Below are 16,352 nucleotides of genomic sequence, written 5' to 3'. Positions count from 1 at the left end.
GCATATGGCGCACCACCCTCACCACAGGCGAGTAGGTCAGTAACACGTAGTCGAGATCCGGGGCCCCACCCTCGTCAATGTGTCGAGCAAGCCATCAGGCTGCCAGAGCACATTGAGGGCACATGGATTTCACTGGGGGCACTGACGTGCCCCGAGCTTCGGACTCCAAGTCCTCAGTGAAGGCATCGTCGATCGCCTTGCGGGTGCGGGTCTCGCTGGACGGCAGAAGGTGCGTGTACGTCCGCAGCGTGAAGCCCGGGTCCGAGTGACCGAGGTATTCGGAGAGCGCCTTGATGCTCTCCCCTGCGTCCAGGAGTACGGAGGCGTAGGCATGCCGGAGGGCGTGCATGCCGTCTTCCGGAGCCGCCTGGAGGTACCTCGCACCGCGCTCGCGGGGAGGGATTACGCCAGCGGCGGCCAGGGCCAGCTTCCAGGCGCCCATGTTGAAGACGCTGCGGTTGTAGGCCCGGCTCTTGTCATCGACGAAGAGGAGGCGGACGGTCTTCGGTTCGCCGTCCGGCTTGGCCCAGGGCAGGGTGACGGCGACGGGCGGGAACTCCTTCATGTGGGCCTTGAGGGCAGCGGCAAGTTGAGCCGGCAGGGGCGCTGACCGGATCTTGTTGCCCTTGGGCAGGGCGAAGACGGCCTTCGTGCCGACGAGCCGCACCTGGCGGTTGACGTGGACCCAGCCGCCCTTGAAGTCAATGTCCTCGACAGCGAAGCCGAATACCTCGCCCTGCCGCAGGCCACAGCCGAAAGTGAGCTTGCCGCCGGCCTGGAAGCGTTTCGGGAGCCCGGCGATGACGGCACGCACGCGCTCCAGTGACCAAGGGATGATTTTCTTCTTGGTCACGGTCGGTAGCTTGACCGACTTCGCCTTGCAGGGGTTCTTCGGCAGCAGCCCGTCCTCCACGGCCATGCCGAGGATGCTGGAGAGGATGTCGAAGATGCCCTCGATCGTCGACGCTTCGAGGCCGCTGTCCTGAAGCGTGCGGATCCACCCCTGGATGATCGAGGGTTGGTTGAGAGACCGCAGCTCGCGCTGACCGAGGTGCTCAACGATGTGGTTCCGGACCGTCGCCTCGTAGCGGAGCGCGGTCGTCGGTCCCACGCAGTTCGCGTCGAGCCACGTCCGCGCGTAGGCCCCGAGCGTCTGCTTCGTCTCGGCGGGGACGACGTAGGAGCCGCGCCGGATTTCGACCTCGACCTCGGCGGCACGGTTGTCCGCCGCGGCCTTCGTGTCGAAGTTCTCCTTGCGCTGGCGGCCGTCCAGGTCGCGGTAGCGGACCTGCCAGCGCTTGCCGATGCCGTGGTCGGCGGTGGGGACCATCAGTCGCGTACGGCTCTTGTGTTCGCCGCACTCGGCCTCGGTGGGCTTGGGGTGGGACTTGTGCCAGCGGTCGTACACGTCAGCCAAGAAGGGCCCCCTGGATGTCGGCGGCGTGGAAGTCGTGAGTGGCCAGCAGCGGCAGCAGGGCCGACGGCAAGATGCCGAGAGCCACGGCGATCGTGACGAGGTCGTCGATGTCGCACCGGCAACGCGCACGCTCCGTGCGGCTGAGGGCGGTGTTGGTCATCGGGCGGCCCAGTGCGGTGCAGCGGGCGGCGAGCTGGTGCTGGGTCAGGCCGCGCGCGAGGCGTACGCACTCGATAGCACGGGCGGAGTGGAGGCCGGCAGGGCCTATTTCGACAGGTCGGAATGCCATGACAGATAGCTGTAACTTACAGCCGGGCGTTATGGCAAGAGTTAGTTCTTAAACTCTATAGAAGTCGTTCGGGGGCAGAGTGGTATTCGTCTCAGCAATTCGCGGACCATCGCGAGTCATTTCGGCGGAGCGTCATGCTAACTTCCCTTCGCTCACGCGAAATGGGCGGTTTAGGTGAGTATCCGCCTTACTGTCTAGCGAATAAACGGTGGCTCCCATAGCTGCTCGGTGGCCCATGTGAGCTGCGACCATGCCTGCGGGAACCCGCTCGGCCGACTGTTTCGCCGCAGGGAATTGCGGCGACGGCAGGAGCAATTTCGGCAACCGGCGATCCGCCCTTACTGTTTTGGAATAGCCGGTCACACCGACAAGTGCTGGAAAGCTTTAGAACCAACTCTGGACTTTTCCGCCTGGGGTGTGGCTGTGTTGTCCAGGCCCGCTGTCCAAGACCGAAAAGGAGCCCTGTGCCGAATACCTCTTCCCGTAGCACCAACGCCCCTGCCGCCGCCGAGACTGCGAGGCGCGGCCCGCTGGCCGGCCCGCAGGAGGTCGCCGCCTACCTCGGGGTGCCGGTGAAGACCCTCTACCAGTGGAAGTACCGGGGCATCGGCCCCAACGTCCACAAGGTCGGCCGTCACCTGCGCTACCGCTGGTCCGAGGTGGATGCCTGGGTGAACGCCCAGTCTGCGTACGACCTCGCCGTCTGAAGCCGCCCTTCCGGGACAGCGAAGCGGCCCTCGGCGAGCCACCGCCGAGAGCCGCAGAGTCCCTGCCCCATCGCCCTTGAATGATCGATCCGGTGGGCCGGGCCTTGCCCGTCCGGCCTACCAGGGAGGAACGCCTGTGGACGAACCTACGTCCCCCATCGCCCCCACCGCACCCTCGACGCCCGCCTGGCCGCCCGTCGCCGTCCCCGGCCAGGGCCCACACCTCGACGCCGAACCCTCGTCAACCGAGGACGAGCAACCGCAGAAGGCAGCAGAAGGCGCGGAACTGCTGGACGAACTGCGGGAAGCCATCGCGCGGTACGTGATCCTGCCCAGCGGTGAGGCGCTGACCGCCGTCACGCTGTGGGTGGCGGCCTCGCACATCCAGCCCGCGCTGCAGCACGCTCCGCGTCTGGCGGTGGTCGGGCCGGCGAAGCGGTGCGGCAAGTCCCGTCTGCTGGATGTGCTCACGGAGACGGTGCGCGACCCGCTGATCACGGTGAACACCAGCCCGGCGGTGGTCTTCCGCTCCATCGGCGACGAGCCGCCCACGCTGCTGGTGGACGAGGCCGACACCATCTTCGGCAGCATCAAGGCGGCCGAGAAGAACGAGGAGCTGCGTGGCCTGCTGAATGCCGGGCATCAGCGCAACCGGCCCGCGCTACGGATCTCCGGGCCGGAGCACAAGCCGCAGGCGTTCCCCACCTTCGCCATGGCCGCGCTGGCCGGGATCGGCGACCTGCCGGACACGATCATGGACCGGGCGGTCGTGATCCGGATGCAGCGCCGCAAGAGCGGGGAGCGGGTGGAGCAGTTCCGCTCCCGCCGTGACATCCCCGCGCTGCACGAAGTGCGCGACCGGCTCACCGCGTGGCTTCGCCCGCTGCTCGACACCGCCGCCGACCTGGTACCCCCGATGCCGGTACAGGACCGAGCGGCGGACACCTGGGAGCCGCTGGTGGTCGTCGCCGAACTGGCAGGCGGCGCCTGGCCAGAGCAAGCCCGCGACGCATGCGTGGCCATGTGCGCAGCTGAGGTGGGCCAGGACGACGAGTCGAACCTGAAGACCCGCCTGCTACGGGATATCCGCCGTGTCTTCGCGCGCTACGGCGATCCCGACATCATGCGCACGCGGGACCTGCTGGAGGAACTCGTCAAGGACCAGGAGGCTCCGTGGGCGGAGTACCGCAACACGGGTCTGACCTCACGCCACTTGGGGATCCTGCTCAGGGACTTCGGTATCCAAGCGGCTGTTCTCCGCTTCGAGGGCGGACGGCAGGCCAGGGGCTTCGCGCACCTGCAGTTCACCGATGCCTGGGCTCGCTACTGCCCCGAGGAGCCGACGCCCAGCAGCGGTGACGAGAGCACCCGTCACGGGCCGGGCGTACACCCGTAAACACTCGTCACACGCGTCGCATCCCAGGTCATCCCCGTGACGGGTCGTGCAGCTGTGACGGGTCCTCCTGTACCACGCCGGGCTCCCGTACCTGCGCTGACCAGGCATGCGACGGGTGCGACGAGTCAACATCCCGTTTCCCCGCCTCGCCCTGGCAACCTGCCATCACCCCGGAGTGCCCTTGCCTCTCCCCTCCGCCCCCGTCGCACTCTTCGCCCTCGCTGCCGCCCTGCTCGGCGGCTTCGCCCTGCTGACCTGGCGGCTGGTCCGTCAGCGCACCCGCCGCGGTCGAGTCGAGCGCCGGGCGGGCACGCCTGCCGTGTGGATCGCGTCCCTGGCTGCGGTCGGCTGCACCGCCTACAGCGCGGACACCAGCTGGCGGTTCGCCGCCGACTACCTGGACATGGGCAGCACCGTCGAACGCGCCGCGATGTTCGCCGCCGCCGAGTTCGCCCTGTTCGCCACCGCGCTGCTGGCCCGCCAGAACCTCAACGGCCCGAAGCGGGCCCCTGGCCTGCCCGGCATCCTGACCTGGGCGATCACAGCAGTGCAGATCGTCCCGGCGTACGCCGAATCCGGACCGGTCGGCGGCACGGTGCGAGCCTTCGTCGGCCCGGTCATGGCCGCGATGCTCTGGCACCAGGCCATGGGCATCGAACTGCGCTTGCACACCCCGCAGGCCGCCTCCCGCAGCCTCGTCGCCCGGGTCGGTCGGGAGATCCGCGAACGCGCGCTCTCCCGTCTCGGGATCGCCGAACGCGACCGGGACGCCGCGCAGATCACCCGCGATCGCGCCACCCGCCATGCCGTCGCCCTCGCCGCCCGCCACGCGGAACGTTCCCCGAAGCAGCGCAGCGGCTGGCACGGCCGGCGCACCGCCCGACGGCTGTCGCGAGCCATCGCCCGAGCCCAGGTGAGCACCGACCCACGCCAGCGCCAAGAGCTACTGCACCAGCTCGCCGCCCGCCGCCACGCCGAGGCCCTGGCCACCATCGACCTCCCCTCCCCCTGGACCGATCCCGTCCCCGCCACGAGCTCAGCGAAAGAGCGCAGCCGAGATGCCGGCGAGGACGCGGAGCCTGGCGAGGCAGCCCGGGAACACCCCGACCCGGACCAGCCAACCCCACGCCCTGGCAAGGTCGAGAAGGTCACCGGCACGGATCCGGAACAGGCCGGCCCCACGCCTCGGCGCACCGGCCGCCGTCCAGATGCCACGCACGAAGAACTGCTGGCCATCGGCCGCGCCGTGGTGGCCCAGACAGAGACGGTATCCCGCAAGGAGATCGTGGAAGAGATCCGGCAGAACCGGCGTCTCAAGGTCGGCAACGAGCGCCTCAAGAAGGTCGTGGACGCGCTGGAAGCCGAGTTCGGGGACACCAGCGACCTCGGCGACGGCACCGGCTGAACGCCCAGGACCACGCCCATCCGGTGGTACCGGAAGTACTTCCGGTACCACCGGAACACCCCTAACAGGCCCTCGCGCCCCCAGCGCCTGCCACCACTGACGGCCATGTCCGCGCGCTCTCACTTCTGTAAGCCCCGCCTCGCTGCCTCAGTCACGAGCGACGTCCGCACACGCAACCGACCTGGCGCACGCGATCCTCGCACCCGCTCCCTACGCAACGGAGACGACAGCCCTCAATGCACGACACACACCACGAACTCCCACGTCGCCAGCAGGAGCTGCCCACCACCCCAGACACCAGCGCAGCAAGTTGTCGGGTAAGGAGTCCTTACCCGGCCCCCGCCCCGAGAGTGGCGGAGGCATCCGGCGCGGGGGCGCCGGAGTCAGCCGGCCCAGGGGGGCCGACCGAGGAAGGGGACGAGACCAAGTCGTCGTCGCACACTGTGCAGCCGTCCGCGCCACGTCGCCGCATGCGTCAGTCGCGTCTGCGTGAGCGCCGTGTCCATCCCCGCTACAGCGACAGCGAGTTCGCCGAACTCACACGCGCCGCCGACATCAGCCGGATGCCGGTCGGCGGTTACGTCGCCGAGGCATCCTTGGCCGCCGCCCGCGCCGAGGACCCCACCGCAGCCGTCGCCGACTACCGCGCCACGGTCAAGGCGCTGATGGCCGCCAACGGGCAGCTCGGCGGAGTCGGCAACAACCTCAACCAGCTCACCTGGCACCTCAACAAGGACGGCGCCTGGCCCCAGCCCGACGCCGCCCGCCGCCTCCTGGAGCGTATCGAAGTGGCCATCGCCGCCGTCGATACCGCAGTCGCCCAGGTCGTAGAGGGGCGGTGAGCCGGTGATACCGAAGGTCATCCTCGGTCACGGCGACACCCGTCGCCTGATCGCCTACCTCTTCGGCAAGGGCACCGCGAACGAGCACGTCGACCCGCACCTGGTGGCGTCTTGGAACGGCTTCGCCCCCGACCCGGGCCGCAGTCCTCACCGCGACCCCAAAGAAGTGGAGAAGCAGCTCCACTCGCAGCTCGACCAGCCCGTGGCCATGCTGGGCCGCCGGACACCCAAGACGATCGTCTGGCACTGTCCGGTCCGCGCCGCTCCCGAGGACCCGATCCTGACCGACGCCCAGTGGGCGGAGATCGCCCGGCGGATCGTGGCCGCTGCTGGCATCGCCCCCGCCGGGGACGCGGAAGCATGCCGCTGGGTAGCCGTACGGCACGCCGACGACCACATCCATATCGCCGCCACCCTCATCCGCCAGGACGGCCGACGCCCCAAACGCGACTACGACATCCGTGCCGTTCAGAAGGAAGCCCGCCAGATCGAAATCGACTACGGACTCCGCCGGTTGAAGCCTGGCGACGGCACCGCTGCCAAACGCCCCACCAGCAAGGAAGTCTTCAAGGCCAGGCGCCTGGGCCAGGACGCCACGTCCCGCGAGGTCCTGCGCCTGCGTGTCCGCCGCGCGATGGCCGCCGCCTCCACCGAGGCCGAGTTCTTCGCCCTGCTGGAAGCAACGGGTGTGACCGTGCGCCTCAAGCTCGGCCCTTCCGGCGACGCGCTCGGCTGCAAGTTCGCCCTGCCCGGCGACACCAACGACAAGGGCGAGCCCGTGTTCTACGCGGGTTCCACCCTCGCCGGCGACCTCTCCCTGCCCAAGATCCGCCAACGCCTAGCCACCACCAGCCCCGAACCTATGGCTGTCTGGCCGGGCAACCCCTGGCACCAGGCCACCGCCGCCACCGAACGCATCCCCCACCACCTGGCCCACAGCGACGACGAAGCGGCCCAGGGCCAGTTGGCCGCGCTCGGCGGAGCACTCGACCTGCTCCCGCTCACGGCCCCGGCCGCAGCGCGGGCCGAACTCGAACGAGCCGCCGTCGCCTTCGAGCGCGCCACCCGTTCCCGCATCGCCGCCGACCACGCCAGCGCCCGCGTCCTGCGCCGCAGTGTCCAGGCGATCTGGAAGGACCCCGTGCGGCGTGAGGACGGCGCCGGGCTGGCGATGCTGCTGGACGTCGCGCTCACCGCGGTCGCCTACGCGATGCACTGGCACCGCGCCCGCCAGCACGCCCAACAGCAGGCGGCGGCCGAACAGACCCTCATCCACCTACATGCCGTGTACGCGCAGATCGCCGAACCGGTCCTGGTCGGCCTCGCCAATCGGGCGCCCAGCCCGCAGACGAAGCGCCGATACGCCCAACACCTACAGCAGACCGTCCCCAAGCACGCCGAACGCATCCTCGACGACCCTGCCTGGGACGCCCTTGCCACCGTGCTCGCCGAGGCAGAAGCCGCGGGCCACAACGCGACCACCGTCCTCGTCCAGGCTCTCGGCCAGCGCGCCCTGGACGATACCCACAGCCCCGCCCGCGCGCTGACCTGGCGTATCCGTCGTCTCGGCGAACGCCACGCACCCGGCCCACGGGCCCAGGCAGCCAACGCCCGCCACTCCCCAGAGCGCCCCACAGTCCCAGACTCCGCTCTTCGCATGCCTGCTCAGCAGCCGTCAGATGCCCGACGGCGCTGATCGCACTTGCGCGGGCACCTGGGAGGGGGTCGCCAGGCCCGCTGGTCGGCACCCAACCGTGCGGCGAGTACCTGCGGCCCGATTGCACTAAGCGCCCAGAGGCTGCTGACTCTGCGAGCCCAGCGCCAAAGACAGTCGCCCTCATCCACAGGGGTGTGGAAGGTCAGGACGGGGATGCCGTAAGCGTCGAACGGCTCGTGGTCGAGGTAGCGCTGACCACCGGGGCCACACAGGTAGTTCGTACTGCCTGTGGCAGCTGCGAGATCAGCTAGGCGCTGGGACCGTCCGATTCGTGCGGGGAGGGCGCTGCTGTGCAGCACTTCTCCCCGCCAGCCGAGGCTGTCGAGCAGGACGCGAGTGGAGGTCTCTGCGATATCGGCAGCCCTGTCCGTGTTGGCAAAACCTTCGAGTGCGGCGTCCAACACGGCACGTACAGCAGGCCAGTGGCGGCTGCGCTTGTAGTACTGCCGAACGAGCAGGTCCACTGTCCGCTTGGATCGACCCGGCTCGACGAGCTGGGCCTGGCTGATCAGCGTCGAGCGCCCATGGGGCAGATGTGTGGGGAGCGTCAGCCACTGTTGCCGGTCCGGGGCGTCGAGCGCGGCGAGCCGGGTGCGGTGCTGATAGTCCCGCCGTGCGAACTGCACGTCGTCCAGGACGATCCATCGGTCGGCGGCGTACAGCTTGGCCAACGTGGACAGCCGTGGGAAAAGGTTCGGCTGGTGGATCGCACACAGCCCGCCCAGTGACCCGCGCGGCAGGTCAGGTGGCGATGAGACGGTTGTCGAATCCGGCTCGCAGGAGGCGCTCGTAAGCGTCATACACATCCCTCGGTACGTCCTGCTCGACGGCGAAGCCGAGCTTCGGGTACTCGATCACCCGTTGCAAGTCGCCGACGAGCATGTCGACGACGAGCTTCTCGTCGCCGATGGACTTGATGTAGTCGTCCAGCTCCAACGGCTCGGAGGCACACACGACCTCCGCCTCGGGCCACAACTTGCGGCAGGTCGCATACGAGCGGCGCTCCATATACGGCTTGGAGATCAGCAGCAGCGACTCCACCTGCACGCCTGCATCAGCCAGCAGCTCGCGGGAGAAGGTGATGTTCTGGCCGGTGTTGGTCGCCTTCGGCTCGACCAGGATCGCCTCGCCCGGCACCCCCAGGCTCAACGCGTGCTCGCGGTAGTGCACGGCCTCACCACGTGGGAAGCGGGCGCGGGTGGTGGGGCTGTTGCCGCCACTGAAGACCACAACGGGGAAGAGGCCGGCGCGGTAGAGGTCGGCTGCCGCCGTTGCCACACCAAGGTCGTGGCTGCCCAGCCCGATCGCCGCCGAGCAGGGCCGCTGTTCGTGGCCCAATTGGTGGTAGTTCCAGATCAGCGTCGCGTCGTGGAACTGCTCGTCGGTGATCTGGCGCTGCTCGTGCTCCGGCACTGGCACTCCCTGGCTCATCCCTGCTGGTCCTTCCGGATGCCCTCGATGCTGCGCAGCTGGTGGCTCAGCCCGTACTGCTGGGCCGTCTGTGCCGCCTGATCGAGGACGGACAGCCCATCATTCCGGGTCGCCGCATCCGACAAAAGGATGTGCCCGTACGCGGTGTCCAGCCGCACCCGCTGCATCGGGGAGTCGACCGTGCCGGTGGTGCGCGCGATGTCGATGTAGTGCAGGGCCTGCTTCAGGTCGCCGGCGCCCCGATGGGCGAGGGCCAGCTTCTGATGGGCGACCGACCAGTCCTCCGGCTCGCCGAGGTCCTCGAAGGCGCGGGTGGCGGCCGTCATCACATTGGTGGCGTACTCGTTGTCGCCCTCCTTGCTCAGCGCCGTACCCACCCAGAGCCGAGCTCTGGCACGGTCCCGCGGGCTCAAGCGCTCATCTGCGGCGAGGAGTTCGTAGTGCCGGGCGGAAGCTTCCAGCTGGCCCGACATCTCCTGCACGACGGCGAGAGACAGCTCGATCTGGGCCACCCGGCGCGGGATGTCGAGTTCGGTGAACATGCCGCGTGCGCTCAGGTAGGACTGGCGAGCGGACAGCGGGCCGAGAATTGCACCCTGGTCGCGCTGGAGGTCACCGAGCAGCACAAGGGAACGGCCGTACAGGTAGAGGCCCTTGTCGTCCAGACGATGCGGGTCATGGCGCCCGAGCCAGCGGTTCAACAGGGTGCCGGCGAAAGGGAAGTCCTGACGGCTGATGGAGACGACGGCGCGCTCGATGTCTTCGGTCCAGGTCTCGTAGTCCGCCGGCCGCGCACTTTTCCGCTCGGGGAACAACAACGCGTCGAACCGGGCCTGCACAGCGGTATCCGCACGGGCGAGAGCGGTGTCCAGGATGGCCTGGGTGTCCGGTCGGGGCCGGGTCTCCGTACCGAGGCTCTCCCATTTGGCCACCGTGCGCAGCGCGACACCGAGATGCTCGGCGAAGGCACGCGTGCTCATGCGCAGCGCGGCGCGCAGGGCGCTCGCTTCCCTGCCGGTCCACTGCTGCACGCTGACCACGGATGACCTCCCTCCGTCACGTATGGAAGCACTCTCGGTGAAGGCATGGGGCGGGAAGTGCAACGGAAGTGCAACAGCGGGTCATTTCGAGGCCGCCGACGGCGGTCGACTCTGAGGGCATGGACGACGAACTCATCACGGAACGCCGCTCGGTCGCCTTCCCCCGGGTCTTCGGCTACCTGCACCACGTGAGCGGCGGCCGCGCCCGCCACACGGCGCTCGTCGACTGCCTCACCGAGTACTGCCGGCAGCACGAACTGGCGCTGTGCGGCGTGTTCACGGACCGTCTGACGGCCGGCGTGCGCTCCCCCGCCTTCGTCGGCCTCCTGGACGCACTCGAACTACCCGACACCTACGGCACGGTCGTACCCGCCCTCAGCCACCTCGGCCCGAGGCGCATTGCCTCAGCCCGGAAGCAACAGATAAGAGCGACGAGCACACGCCTCATCGTGGTGCGCTCCATCAGGCCGACGACCGACCACGGCCACCCCGCGGTGCGCACCTCGACCTCCGGCACCAAGGAGACACGTGGTGTCCATTCGTAAGGCGCTCCGCAGCGCACCCGTGATCGCGGACGTGCCGGGACTCCGTCTGCTCCAGGTCGGTCACGGCTGGGACCTCGTTCGGATCCACGCGGATCTTGGCTTCCTGGCCCTGGCCCACCTGCGGGCCATCGGTGCCGCGATCGGCCCTGTGCTGTATGACAGGCCCCACCGACGCCTCTACTACGCCATCGGAACGGGAACCAGCGGCAGCTGGGCCGACCTGCCGGTACGGCATCTGTCCACCGACTCGTGGCTCGTCGCGCCCGGGATGGAACGGATCGACTACTGGTTCGGCGGCTGGTGCGAGCTACCCGACGACGACACCCTCACCGACGCGCACACCCTCCGTACCGCACTCCAGCACCCGTACCTCGCCACGGCTCTGGAGGCGGTTCGATGACCAGCCGCGCGATCATGTGCCACAAGGAGTGGACCCTCCAGCCTGACCGGGAACCCGACGCCGAGCCCACCACGTACGCGATGCAGTGCGCGGTCTGTGGCGAGACCTCACTGCCCGGCACCGACTTCGCCGAACCGCAGAGCTGGGTGTTCACGCACGGTGGCCGCAATCCCTCACACCATACGTACCGGGAGATCATCACCCGCCCGTGGAGGGCTTGGTGGAAGCTGTGAGCTGCCGTGTCACCGCCCAGGTCGCCCGGGCCGCCCGCTTACGCCGGACCACTGCTGATCGTGCTCGTGTTCGCCTCGTGCGGCTTCGCGATCGGTGTGGCCGCCTCGACCGCACGGATCACGCCCTGCCCCGCGCTTGGCGAAGGGATCCACCGGCCGAGCTGGCGGCCAACCTGATCGCCGCCCACCACCAGGCCCGAGCAACCCCTCGTACCCAACCCGTGGAGGTCCCGTGATCGAGACGAACACCAGCGCCGAGAGGCTGAGGACCAAAACAGCTCCGCGGCTCGTGGCCAGCCCGTTTCTCGCCCAGTACCTCCTCGTCCAGCCCGGCCGGGCGGCCGGCGTGCGCATCCCGGAGGTCCGCTACGAGGAGTTGCGGGCCGCAGGCGCGGAAGGCCGATCCGTCCCGGACTGGCTTGCCGACGCGGCGAGGGAAGCGTGGGGGACCGAGCTGCCCGCGTCGCCGGTGGGCGACATCGTCCTCGTCCGCGAGCGGTCCCGGTACGGGTACGGCAAGGCGTCCTGGGAGATCAACCTCGGCTGTGACTACGACTGCGAGTTCTGCTACCTCGGCAAGAAGCGGTTCGAGGGCCTGGACTGGGCGGGCAAGCAGACGCTGCTCCGGACGTTGCGGGACGCCGGAGTCCTGTGGTTGCAGATCACCGGCGGTGAGGCGCTGATCGACCGCGAGTTCGGCGCGGCGTACGAGTACGCCCACCAGCTCGGGATGATGGTCCAGGTCTCGTCCAACGGCTCCTCGCTGCGGAAGCAGCCGATCCGGGACCTATTCGCCCGCCACCGGCCGTACCGGCTGACCCTGAGCGTCTACGGAGCCACCGCCGAGACGTACGACAAGGTGACGCGGAACCGCGGGGCGTTCGGCCGGTTCCTGAAGGGCCTGGACGCCGCCCGCGAGGACAGGCTGCCGGTCCGGCTGAACGTGATCGTCTCGGATGACAACGCGCACGAGGTCGACGCGATGGTGCGCCTAGCGGAGTCGTACGGCTTCCCGTGCCAGGTCTTCACGAACATGTCGCCAACGATCGACGGTGAGGCGAACCCACTAGCGACGCAGGCGGAGAACCACCTCAAAGCCCGCAGCGTCTTCACCGGCTGCAACGCGGGCCATACGTTCTTCCACGTCAACCCGCACGGCATCGCGTCGGTCTGCAAGGTCGGACGCGACCCGAGCGTGAACCTCATCACCGAGGGCGTCGAAGCCCTCCCCCGGCTCGGCGCGATCGCCGAGTCCCTACAGCTCCGCACCGGTGGATGCTCCGGCTGCACGAAGGTCGGCACGTGCCGCACGTGCCGACCGCTGGCCAGGCTCTACCAGGAGGCGGGGGACCGACGAGAGCTCTACTGCCAACATGGAGGTTACGGATCATGACTCCGCCCACCGCAACCCTGGCCCCGCCCCGCGAGCCGGTGCTGCTCACCATCGGACGGCGTCCGGCGGATGGGCCGACCGGCGTCCTGCCGGTGCCGCTGGCCGCCGCGTCGATCAAGGACGACGAGTTCCAGATCATCGCCGACCTGGACGAGGCCGCCGAGGGCGCCGAGTGCAGTTGCTCGGCCGGTGACGACCAGCCGTACTAAATCCACCACGGGCGGCACCCCTGCCGACCGCCTTGTTCCACCCCCTGAGTGCCGCCCTGGCCGTACCCTGGCCGGGGTGGCATTCTCCGTACCCGAGCACTCCCTGAGGAACCGCGCGTGTCCATGTCCCGCATCCCCTTCGAACAACTCCCCGCCGACGTCCGCCGAGCCGTCACCGACAAGACCGGCGCCGTGCACCAGACGGTGACCGTGCAAGGCGGCATGAACTCCGGCATCGCCTCCGTCCTCAAGACCGAGAGCGGCAGCGTCTTCGTGAAGGGCATCCCGGCCGACCACCCCCAGGTCGGTGCGCAGCGCCGTGAGGCGGCCATCGCCCCGCACCTGCCGGCGTCCTGCCCGCGCCTGTACTGGCACCTGGAGCTCGACGGCTGGAGTCTTCTCGGCTACGAGGTGGTTGACGGCCGCCATGCCGACTACACGCCCGGCTCGCCGGACCTGCCGCTCGTGGAAGCCTCGCTCACCGAGCTGCAAGGGATCACGGCCCCGGCCGACATCGAAATCAAGGACGCTGTGGACCGGTGGGCGGGCTACGCCCCGCCGGGCGCGTTGCAGCACTTCAGCGGCAACTCGCTGCTGCACACAGACTTCGCCCCGGACAACGTCCTGATCGTCGACGAGCGGGCCCGGCTCGTCGACTGGGCGTGGCCGACACGGGGCGCGGCCTGGATCGACCCGGGTGCCTTGGCGTTGCGGCTCATGGATGCCGGCCACCCGGGGGAGTCAGCGGTCGCCTTTGCAGGCCGTTTCCCGTCGTGGCGGAATGCCGAGCCGGAAGTACTCGCAGCGTTCGGCGCGGCCACAGCGGCACTGTGGCGGGAGATCGCCGCGGGCGACGGGACACCGTGGAAGCGGGGGATGGCGAAACAGGCGGCGACGCTCGGGCAGATCCTCGGCGAGGGGCTGTAGGGCCTTCTCGATCCCGGGTCGGCAACCAGCTGGCTCGTAGGGCGAGAAATTAACCGGTCTGGGACGCTGCTCTAGCGCTCGGCGTAGTGCAGGAACTGCCAGCCCAGCACGGCTAGGGCGAGCGTCTGCACGATGGAGATGATCAAGAGCAAAGGATGGACGTCGCGAGAGCTCCAGAATGCGATCACGCAGGTCATCGGCAATGCCAAGTACGTGAATAGATCGACAGCGGTTTGCAGGCGCTTGCGCGTAGTGCGGCTCGCGTCATCACGGTGGTAGATCTCCCAGCCGAACACAGCGCCACGGGCACCACTGAGCTCGGCCAACCGCAGCCCCAGTTGGTCGCGGATGTAGCGGCCGATCGCTGAGATCTTCTCGTCGTTGACCAGGTAGGTCCAGCCCAGGACCAGGCAGATCACGGGGACGGCGAGCAACAGTTGAGCGTGCCTGTTCTGGACGGTGATCGCCAGGACCGCGATAGAAGCGGCGAGCGTGACGTAGAGCAGGTTGTCGCGGAATCCAATCCGAGCCTTCTGCTCCTCCTTGATCCGGTCGTACTCGGCCAGCAGCAGTTTACTCTCGGTGACGTCCTCTGTGGCGGCCACGGCATCCACCTTCTGAAAGACTGAGCGGGGATCGAACCTATATCCAACCGCCCTGCCTCTGAACAGAGTTGTCCGACCCTAGAGCTACGCTGTGATCCGTGTCCCAGGCGCATCGGTGCAGAATTGCACGGTCGCTCGGACTCGGGTAGGCAAGCCAGTCTTCGTGAGGTGCTACGTGCGTTCATCCGGCGGAAAGATCGTTGTCTTCACCGCGCTGCCGCTGGAGTACCGAGCCGTGCGGGCGCGGGTCCCGGACCTACAGCGGATCGACCATGAGGCAGGGACGATTTTCGAGCGTGGCCGGATCCCGGGAACCAACTGGGAGGTGTACCTCGCTCAGGTCGGCCAGGGGAACCAGGGCGCAGCCATTCTCACTGAGCGCGCCATCCGCATGATCGGACCGGATGCCGTCTTCTTCACGGGCATCGCTGGCCGCACGAAGCACGACATGGCGCTGGGCGACGTCGTCGTCGCGACCCGAGTCTTCGCCTACCACGGAGGAAAGCAGGAAGACACCTTCAAGACCCGGCCCGAGACTTGGCCAGCATCGCACCGCCTTGAGCAGGCAGCCCGTTTCGCCGTGTTGGACCCGAACTGGGCACAGGCTCTACTGCCAGCGGGCCGGGAGGCCCCCGAAGTCCACTTCAAACCGATCGCCGCCGGCGAGGTGGTGGTGAACGCCCAGGCGTCCACCCTGCAGAAGCTCCTAGACGAGCACTACAACGGCGTTGCCGCGATCGAGACGGAAGGGGCAGGCTTCGCAGGTGCCGCGTCCATGGCCGACCAGGTTCCGGCGCTGGTCATCCGTGGAATCAGTGACCGGGCTGACGGCAGTAAGCAGCACACGGACAACGGCGGCTTCCAGCTCATCGCCGCCGACAACGCAGCGGCCCTGACCATCGCCGTCATCAAGGCGCTGACCTCTCCCGGAGCAGTCGAGGCCGAGCTGCCGTCTTCACGCTCCGACACCATCGACGCCCCTCTCATCGCCAGCGCTCCCGTCGGGCACCAGCTCAAGGAGCCGCTGCCGGTTCCCTGGCGAAGAAAGCTGCTACCGCTAGGGTCCAGCGAGGGCGCCACGATGGAAGTTCACCTGATCCCGGAGGACAGCCCGCGGCTGCCCATGCGTCAGATGAACCAGCTCAAGGACGACCTCGTATCCCTGGGGCGGTCGGAGTCGTTCTTCACAGCCACCGAAGAAGTGTCCAGCGTCCTCGAAGCCGACTTCGCCGCTGCGTATGTCCGCGATCCGAGGCGCGGTCGCAGCGTTGGTCTGGTGATTACTGGGTCTGGCCAGCGAGCCTGCTGGGAGTCGTTGCCCCGATCCAGCAGCCTGCACATGCCGGTGCTCGACCCAGAGCACACCCAAGAACGCGTTGCTGACCTGCTCCAGCTCCTGCTGCGTCTCCACGATATCCCGCGAACCCGATTCGCCCCCGCAATGGCCATTGATCCCGCCGAGATCCTGACCGTGATGAGCCTGGACGCCGCCAGAGTCTCCAACAGCGCGGTCCTGGCACGCAACGGACGCGGCGGCCCGGTGCAGATCATGCCCGACGAGGTCTGGGACGCCGCGACTATCGGCGCCGCGGTGCCGACGATCGCCGAAGAACTCACTCTGAGGCTCATGCACCATTTCCGAAGCCCGAACGATCTCCGGCAGTTTTGACTCATGCTTCCTGACCGGTCGGGGACTGCAGCCCTCCGCTACCGGCGTGCTGCCGGAACCACCACCCGAGTCCTGGCAGCCGACAGGGCACATCCAGGGCACATGAGCCTGGGAAACAGCGTTGACC

At 68.4% G+C, this 16,352-nt stretch carries 18 protein-coding genes; 12 read left to right on the top strand and 6 right to left on the bottom strand.

From position 1 onward, the window contains the following. Nucleotides 1-94: 94 nt before the first annotated feature. Together ACIHCQ_RS24170 and ACIHCQ_RS24165 are read right to left on the bottom strand one after the other, a co-directional pair. Nucleotides 95-1,408 carry a tyrosine-type recombinase/integrase gene (locus ACIHCQ_RS24170; protein WP_399666336.1) on the bottom strand — a complete coding sequence of 438 codons (1,314 nt, stop codon included), beginning with the start codon at nucleotides 1,406-1,408 and terminating at the stop codon, nucleotides 95-97. Nucleotide 1,409: 1 nt separating this feature from the next. Then, nucleotides 1,410-1,706: a helix-turn-helix domain-containing protein gene (locus tag ACIHCQ_RS24165; RefSeq protein WP_399665913.1), complete on the bottom strand. Its 297-nt coding sequence runs from the start codon at nucleotides 1,704-1,706 to the stop codon at nucleotides 1,410-1,412. Between the two features lie 464 nt (nucleotides 1,707-2,170). Here ACIHCQ_RS24165 and ACIHCQ_RS24160 point away from each other — a divergent pair, with 464 nt between their 5' ends. From ACIHCQ_RS24160 to ACIHCQ_RS24140, 5 genes are all read left to right on the top strand, one after another. Then, nucleotides 2,171-2,413, top strand: coding sequence for a helix-turn-helix transcriptional regulator (locus ACIHCQ_RS24160; protein ID WP_399665910.1), 243 nt, complete (start codon nucleotides 2,171-2,173; stop codon nucleotides 2,411-2,413). A 136-nt stretch (nucleotides 2,414-2,549) separates the two neighbouring features. Further along, the gene (locus ACIHCQ_RS24155) at nucleotides 2,550-3,809 is read left to right on the top strand and encodes a DUF3631 domain-containing protein (protein WP_399665907.1); all 1,260 of its coding nucleotides are present in this window, start codon (nucleotides 2,550-2,552) and stop codon (nucleotides 3,807-3,809) included. 181 nt (nucleotides 3,810-3,990) lie between these two features. Continuing rightward, entirely contained in the window at nucleotides 3,991-5,214 is a 1,224-nt protein-coding gene (locus ACIHCQ_RS24150; protein WP_399665905.1) for a hypothetical protein, read from the top strand. Nucleotides 5,215-5,684: 470 nt separating this feature from the next. After that, entirely contained in the window at nucleotides 5,685-6,056 is a 372-nt protein-coding gene (locus ACIHCQ_RS24145) for a plasmid mobilization protein (protein WP_399665902.1), read from the top strand. A 4-nt stretch (nucleotides 6,057-6,060) separates the two neighbouring features. After that, entirely contained in the window at nucleotides 6,061-7,752 is a 1,692-nt protein-coding gene (locus tag ACIHCQ_RS24140) for a mobilization protein (protein WP_399665900.1), read from the top strand. Here the strand turns inward: ACIHCQ_RS24140 and ACIHCQ_RS24135 are convergent. Genes ACIHCQ_RS24135 through ACIHCQ_RS24125 form a run of 3 tightly spaced genes read right to left on the bottom strand, consistent with a single transcriptional unit; the run spans nucleotide 7,722 to nucleotide 10,244 of the window. Next, nucleotides 7,722-8,573, bottom strand: coding sequence for a WbqC family protein (locus tag ACIHCQ_RS24135; RefSeq protein ID WP_399665897.1), 852 nt, complete (start codon nucleotides 8,571-8,573; stop codon nucleotides 7,722-7,724). The genes ACIHCQ_RS24140 and ACIHCQ_RS24135 overlap by 31 nt on opposite strands. Beyond that, nucleotides 8,515-9,204 (bottom strand): YdcF family protein, encoded by a 690-nt coding sequence (locus ACIHCQ_RS24130; RefSeq protein WP_399665895.1) that lies wholly within the window; start codon nucleotides 9,202-9,204, stop codon nucleotides 8,515-8,517. Before ACIHCQ_RS24130 ends, ACIHCQ_RS24135 begins: the two co-directional genes overlap by 59 nt. Further along, complete coding sequence (locus tag ACIHCQ_RS24125; RefSeq protein ID WP_399665893.1) at nucleotides 9,201-10,244, bottom strand: helix-turn-helix domain-containing protein; 1,044 nt, start codon at nucleotides 10,242-10,244, stop codon at nucleotides 9,201-9,203. The genes ACIHCQ_RS24130 and ACIHCQ_RS24125 overlap by 4 nt, the downstream gene beginning before the upstream one ends. A 119-nt stretch (nucleotides 10,245-10,363) precedes the next feature. On the opposite strand from ACIHCQ_RS24125, the gene ACIHCQ_RS24120 reads away from it, so the two are divergent. From ACIHCQ_RS24120 to ACIHCQ_RS24095, 6 genes are all read left to right on the top strand, one after another. Continuing rightward, a complete protein-coding gene (locus tag ACIHCQ_RS24120; protein WP_399665890.1) occupies nucleotides 10,364-10,789 on the top strand; it encodes a hypothetical protein in 426 nt (141 codons plus the stop codon). Further along, entirely contained in the window at nucleotides 10,776-11,189 is a 414-nt protein-coding gene (locus tag ACIHCQ_RS24115; RefSeq protein ID WP_399665887.1) for a hypothetical protein, read from the top strand. The genes ACIHCQ_RS24120 and ACIHCQ_RS24115 overlap by 14 nt, the downstream gene beginning before the upstream one ends. Beyond that, nucleotides 11,186-11,422 (top strand): hypothetical protein, encoded by a 237-nt coding sequence (locus ACIHCQ_RS24110; protein WP_399665885.1) that lies wholly within the window; start codon nucleotides 11,186-11,188, stop codon nucleotides 11,420-11,422. The genes ACIHCQ_RS24115 and ACIHCQ_RS24110 overlap by 4 nt, the downstream gene beginning before the upstream one ends. A 289-nt stretch (nucleotides 11,423-11,711) precedes the next feature. Further along, the gene (locus tag ACIHCQ_RS24105; RefSeq protein ID WP_399666334.1) at nucleotides 11,712-12,815 is read left to right on the top strand and encodes a radical SAM protein; all 1,104 of its coding nucleotides are present in this window, start codon (nucleotides 11,712-11,714) and stop codon (nucleotides 12,813-12,815) included. Next, nucleotides 12,812-13,024 carry a hypothetical protein gene (locus tag ACIHCQ_RS24100; protein WP_399665882.1) on the top strand — a complete coding sequence of 71 codons (213 nt, stop codon included), beginning with the start codon at nucleotides 12,812-12,814 and terminating at the stop codon, nucleotides 13,022-13,024. The genes ACIHCQ_RS24105 and ACIHCQ_RS24100 overlap by 4 nt, the downstream gene beginning before the upstream one ends. Before the next feature lie 123 nt (nucleotides 13,025-13,147). Continuing rightward, the gene (locus ACIHCQ_RS24095) at nucleotides 13,148-13,951 is read left to right on the top strand and encodes an aminoglycoside phosphotransferase (protein WP_399666331.1); all 804 of its coding nucleotides are present in this window, start codon (nucleotides 13,148-13,150) and stop codon (nucleotides 13,949-13,951) included. A gap of 71 nt (nucleotides 13,952-14,022) precedes the next feature. Here the strand turns inward: ACIHCQ_RS24095 and ACIHCQ_RS24090 are convergent, their stop codons facing one another. Further along, nucleotides 14,023-14,556, bottom strand: coding sequence for a hypothetical protein (locus ACIHCQ_RS24090; protein WP_399665879.1), 534 nt, complete (start codon nucleotides 14,554-14,556; stop codon nucleotides 14,023-14,025). A 175-nt stretch (nucleotides 14,557-14,731) separates the two neighbouring features. Here ACIHCQ_RS24090 and ACIHCQ_RS24085 point away from each other — a divergent pair, with 175 nt between their 5' ends. Next, nucleotides 14,732-16,225 (top strand): hypothetical protein, encoded by a 1,494-nt coding sequence (locus tag ACIHCQ_RS24085; protein ID WP_399665876.1) that lies wholly within the window; start codon nucleotides 14,732-14,734, stop codon nucleotides 16,223-16,225. The last annotated feature ends 127 nt before the right edge of the window (nucleotides 16,226-16,352 follow it).

Origin of the sequence: Streptomyces sp. NPDC052236 (assembly GCF_044548015.1) — a bacterium.
In the GTDB taxonomy this organism is placed as follows: Bacteria; Actinomycetota; Actinomycetes; order Streptomycetales; family Streptomycetaceae; genus Streptomyces.
This window is presented reverse-complemented; position numbering and strand designations above follow the sequence as displayed.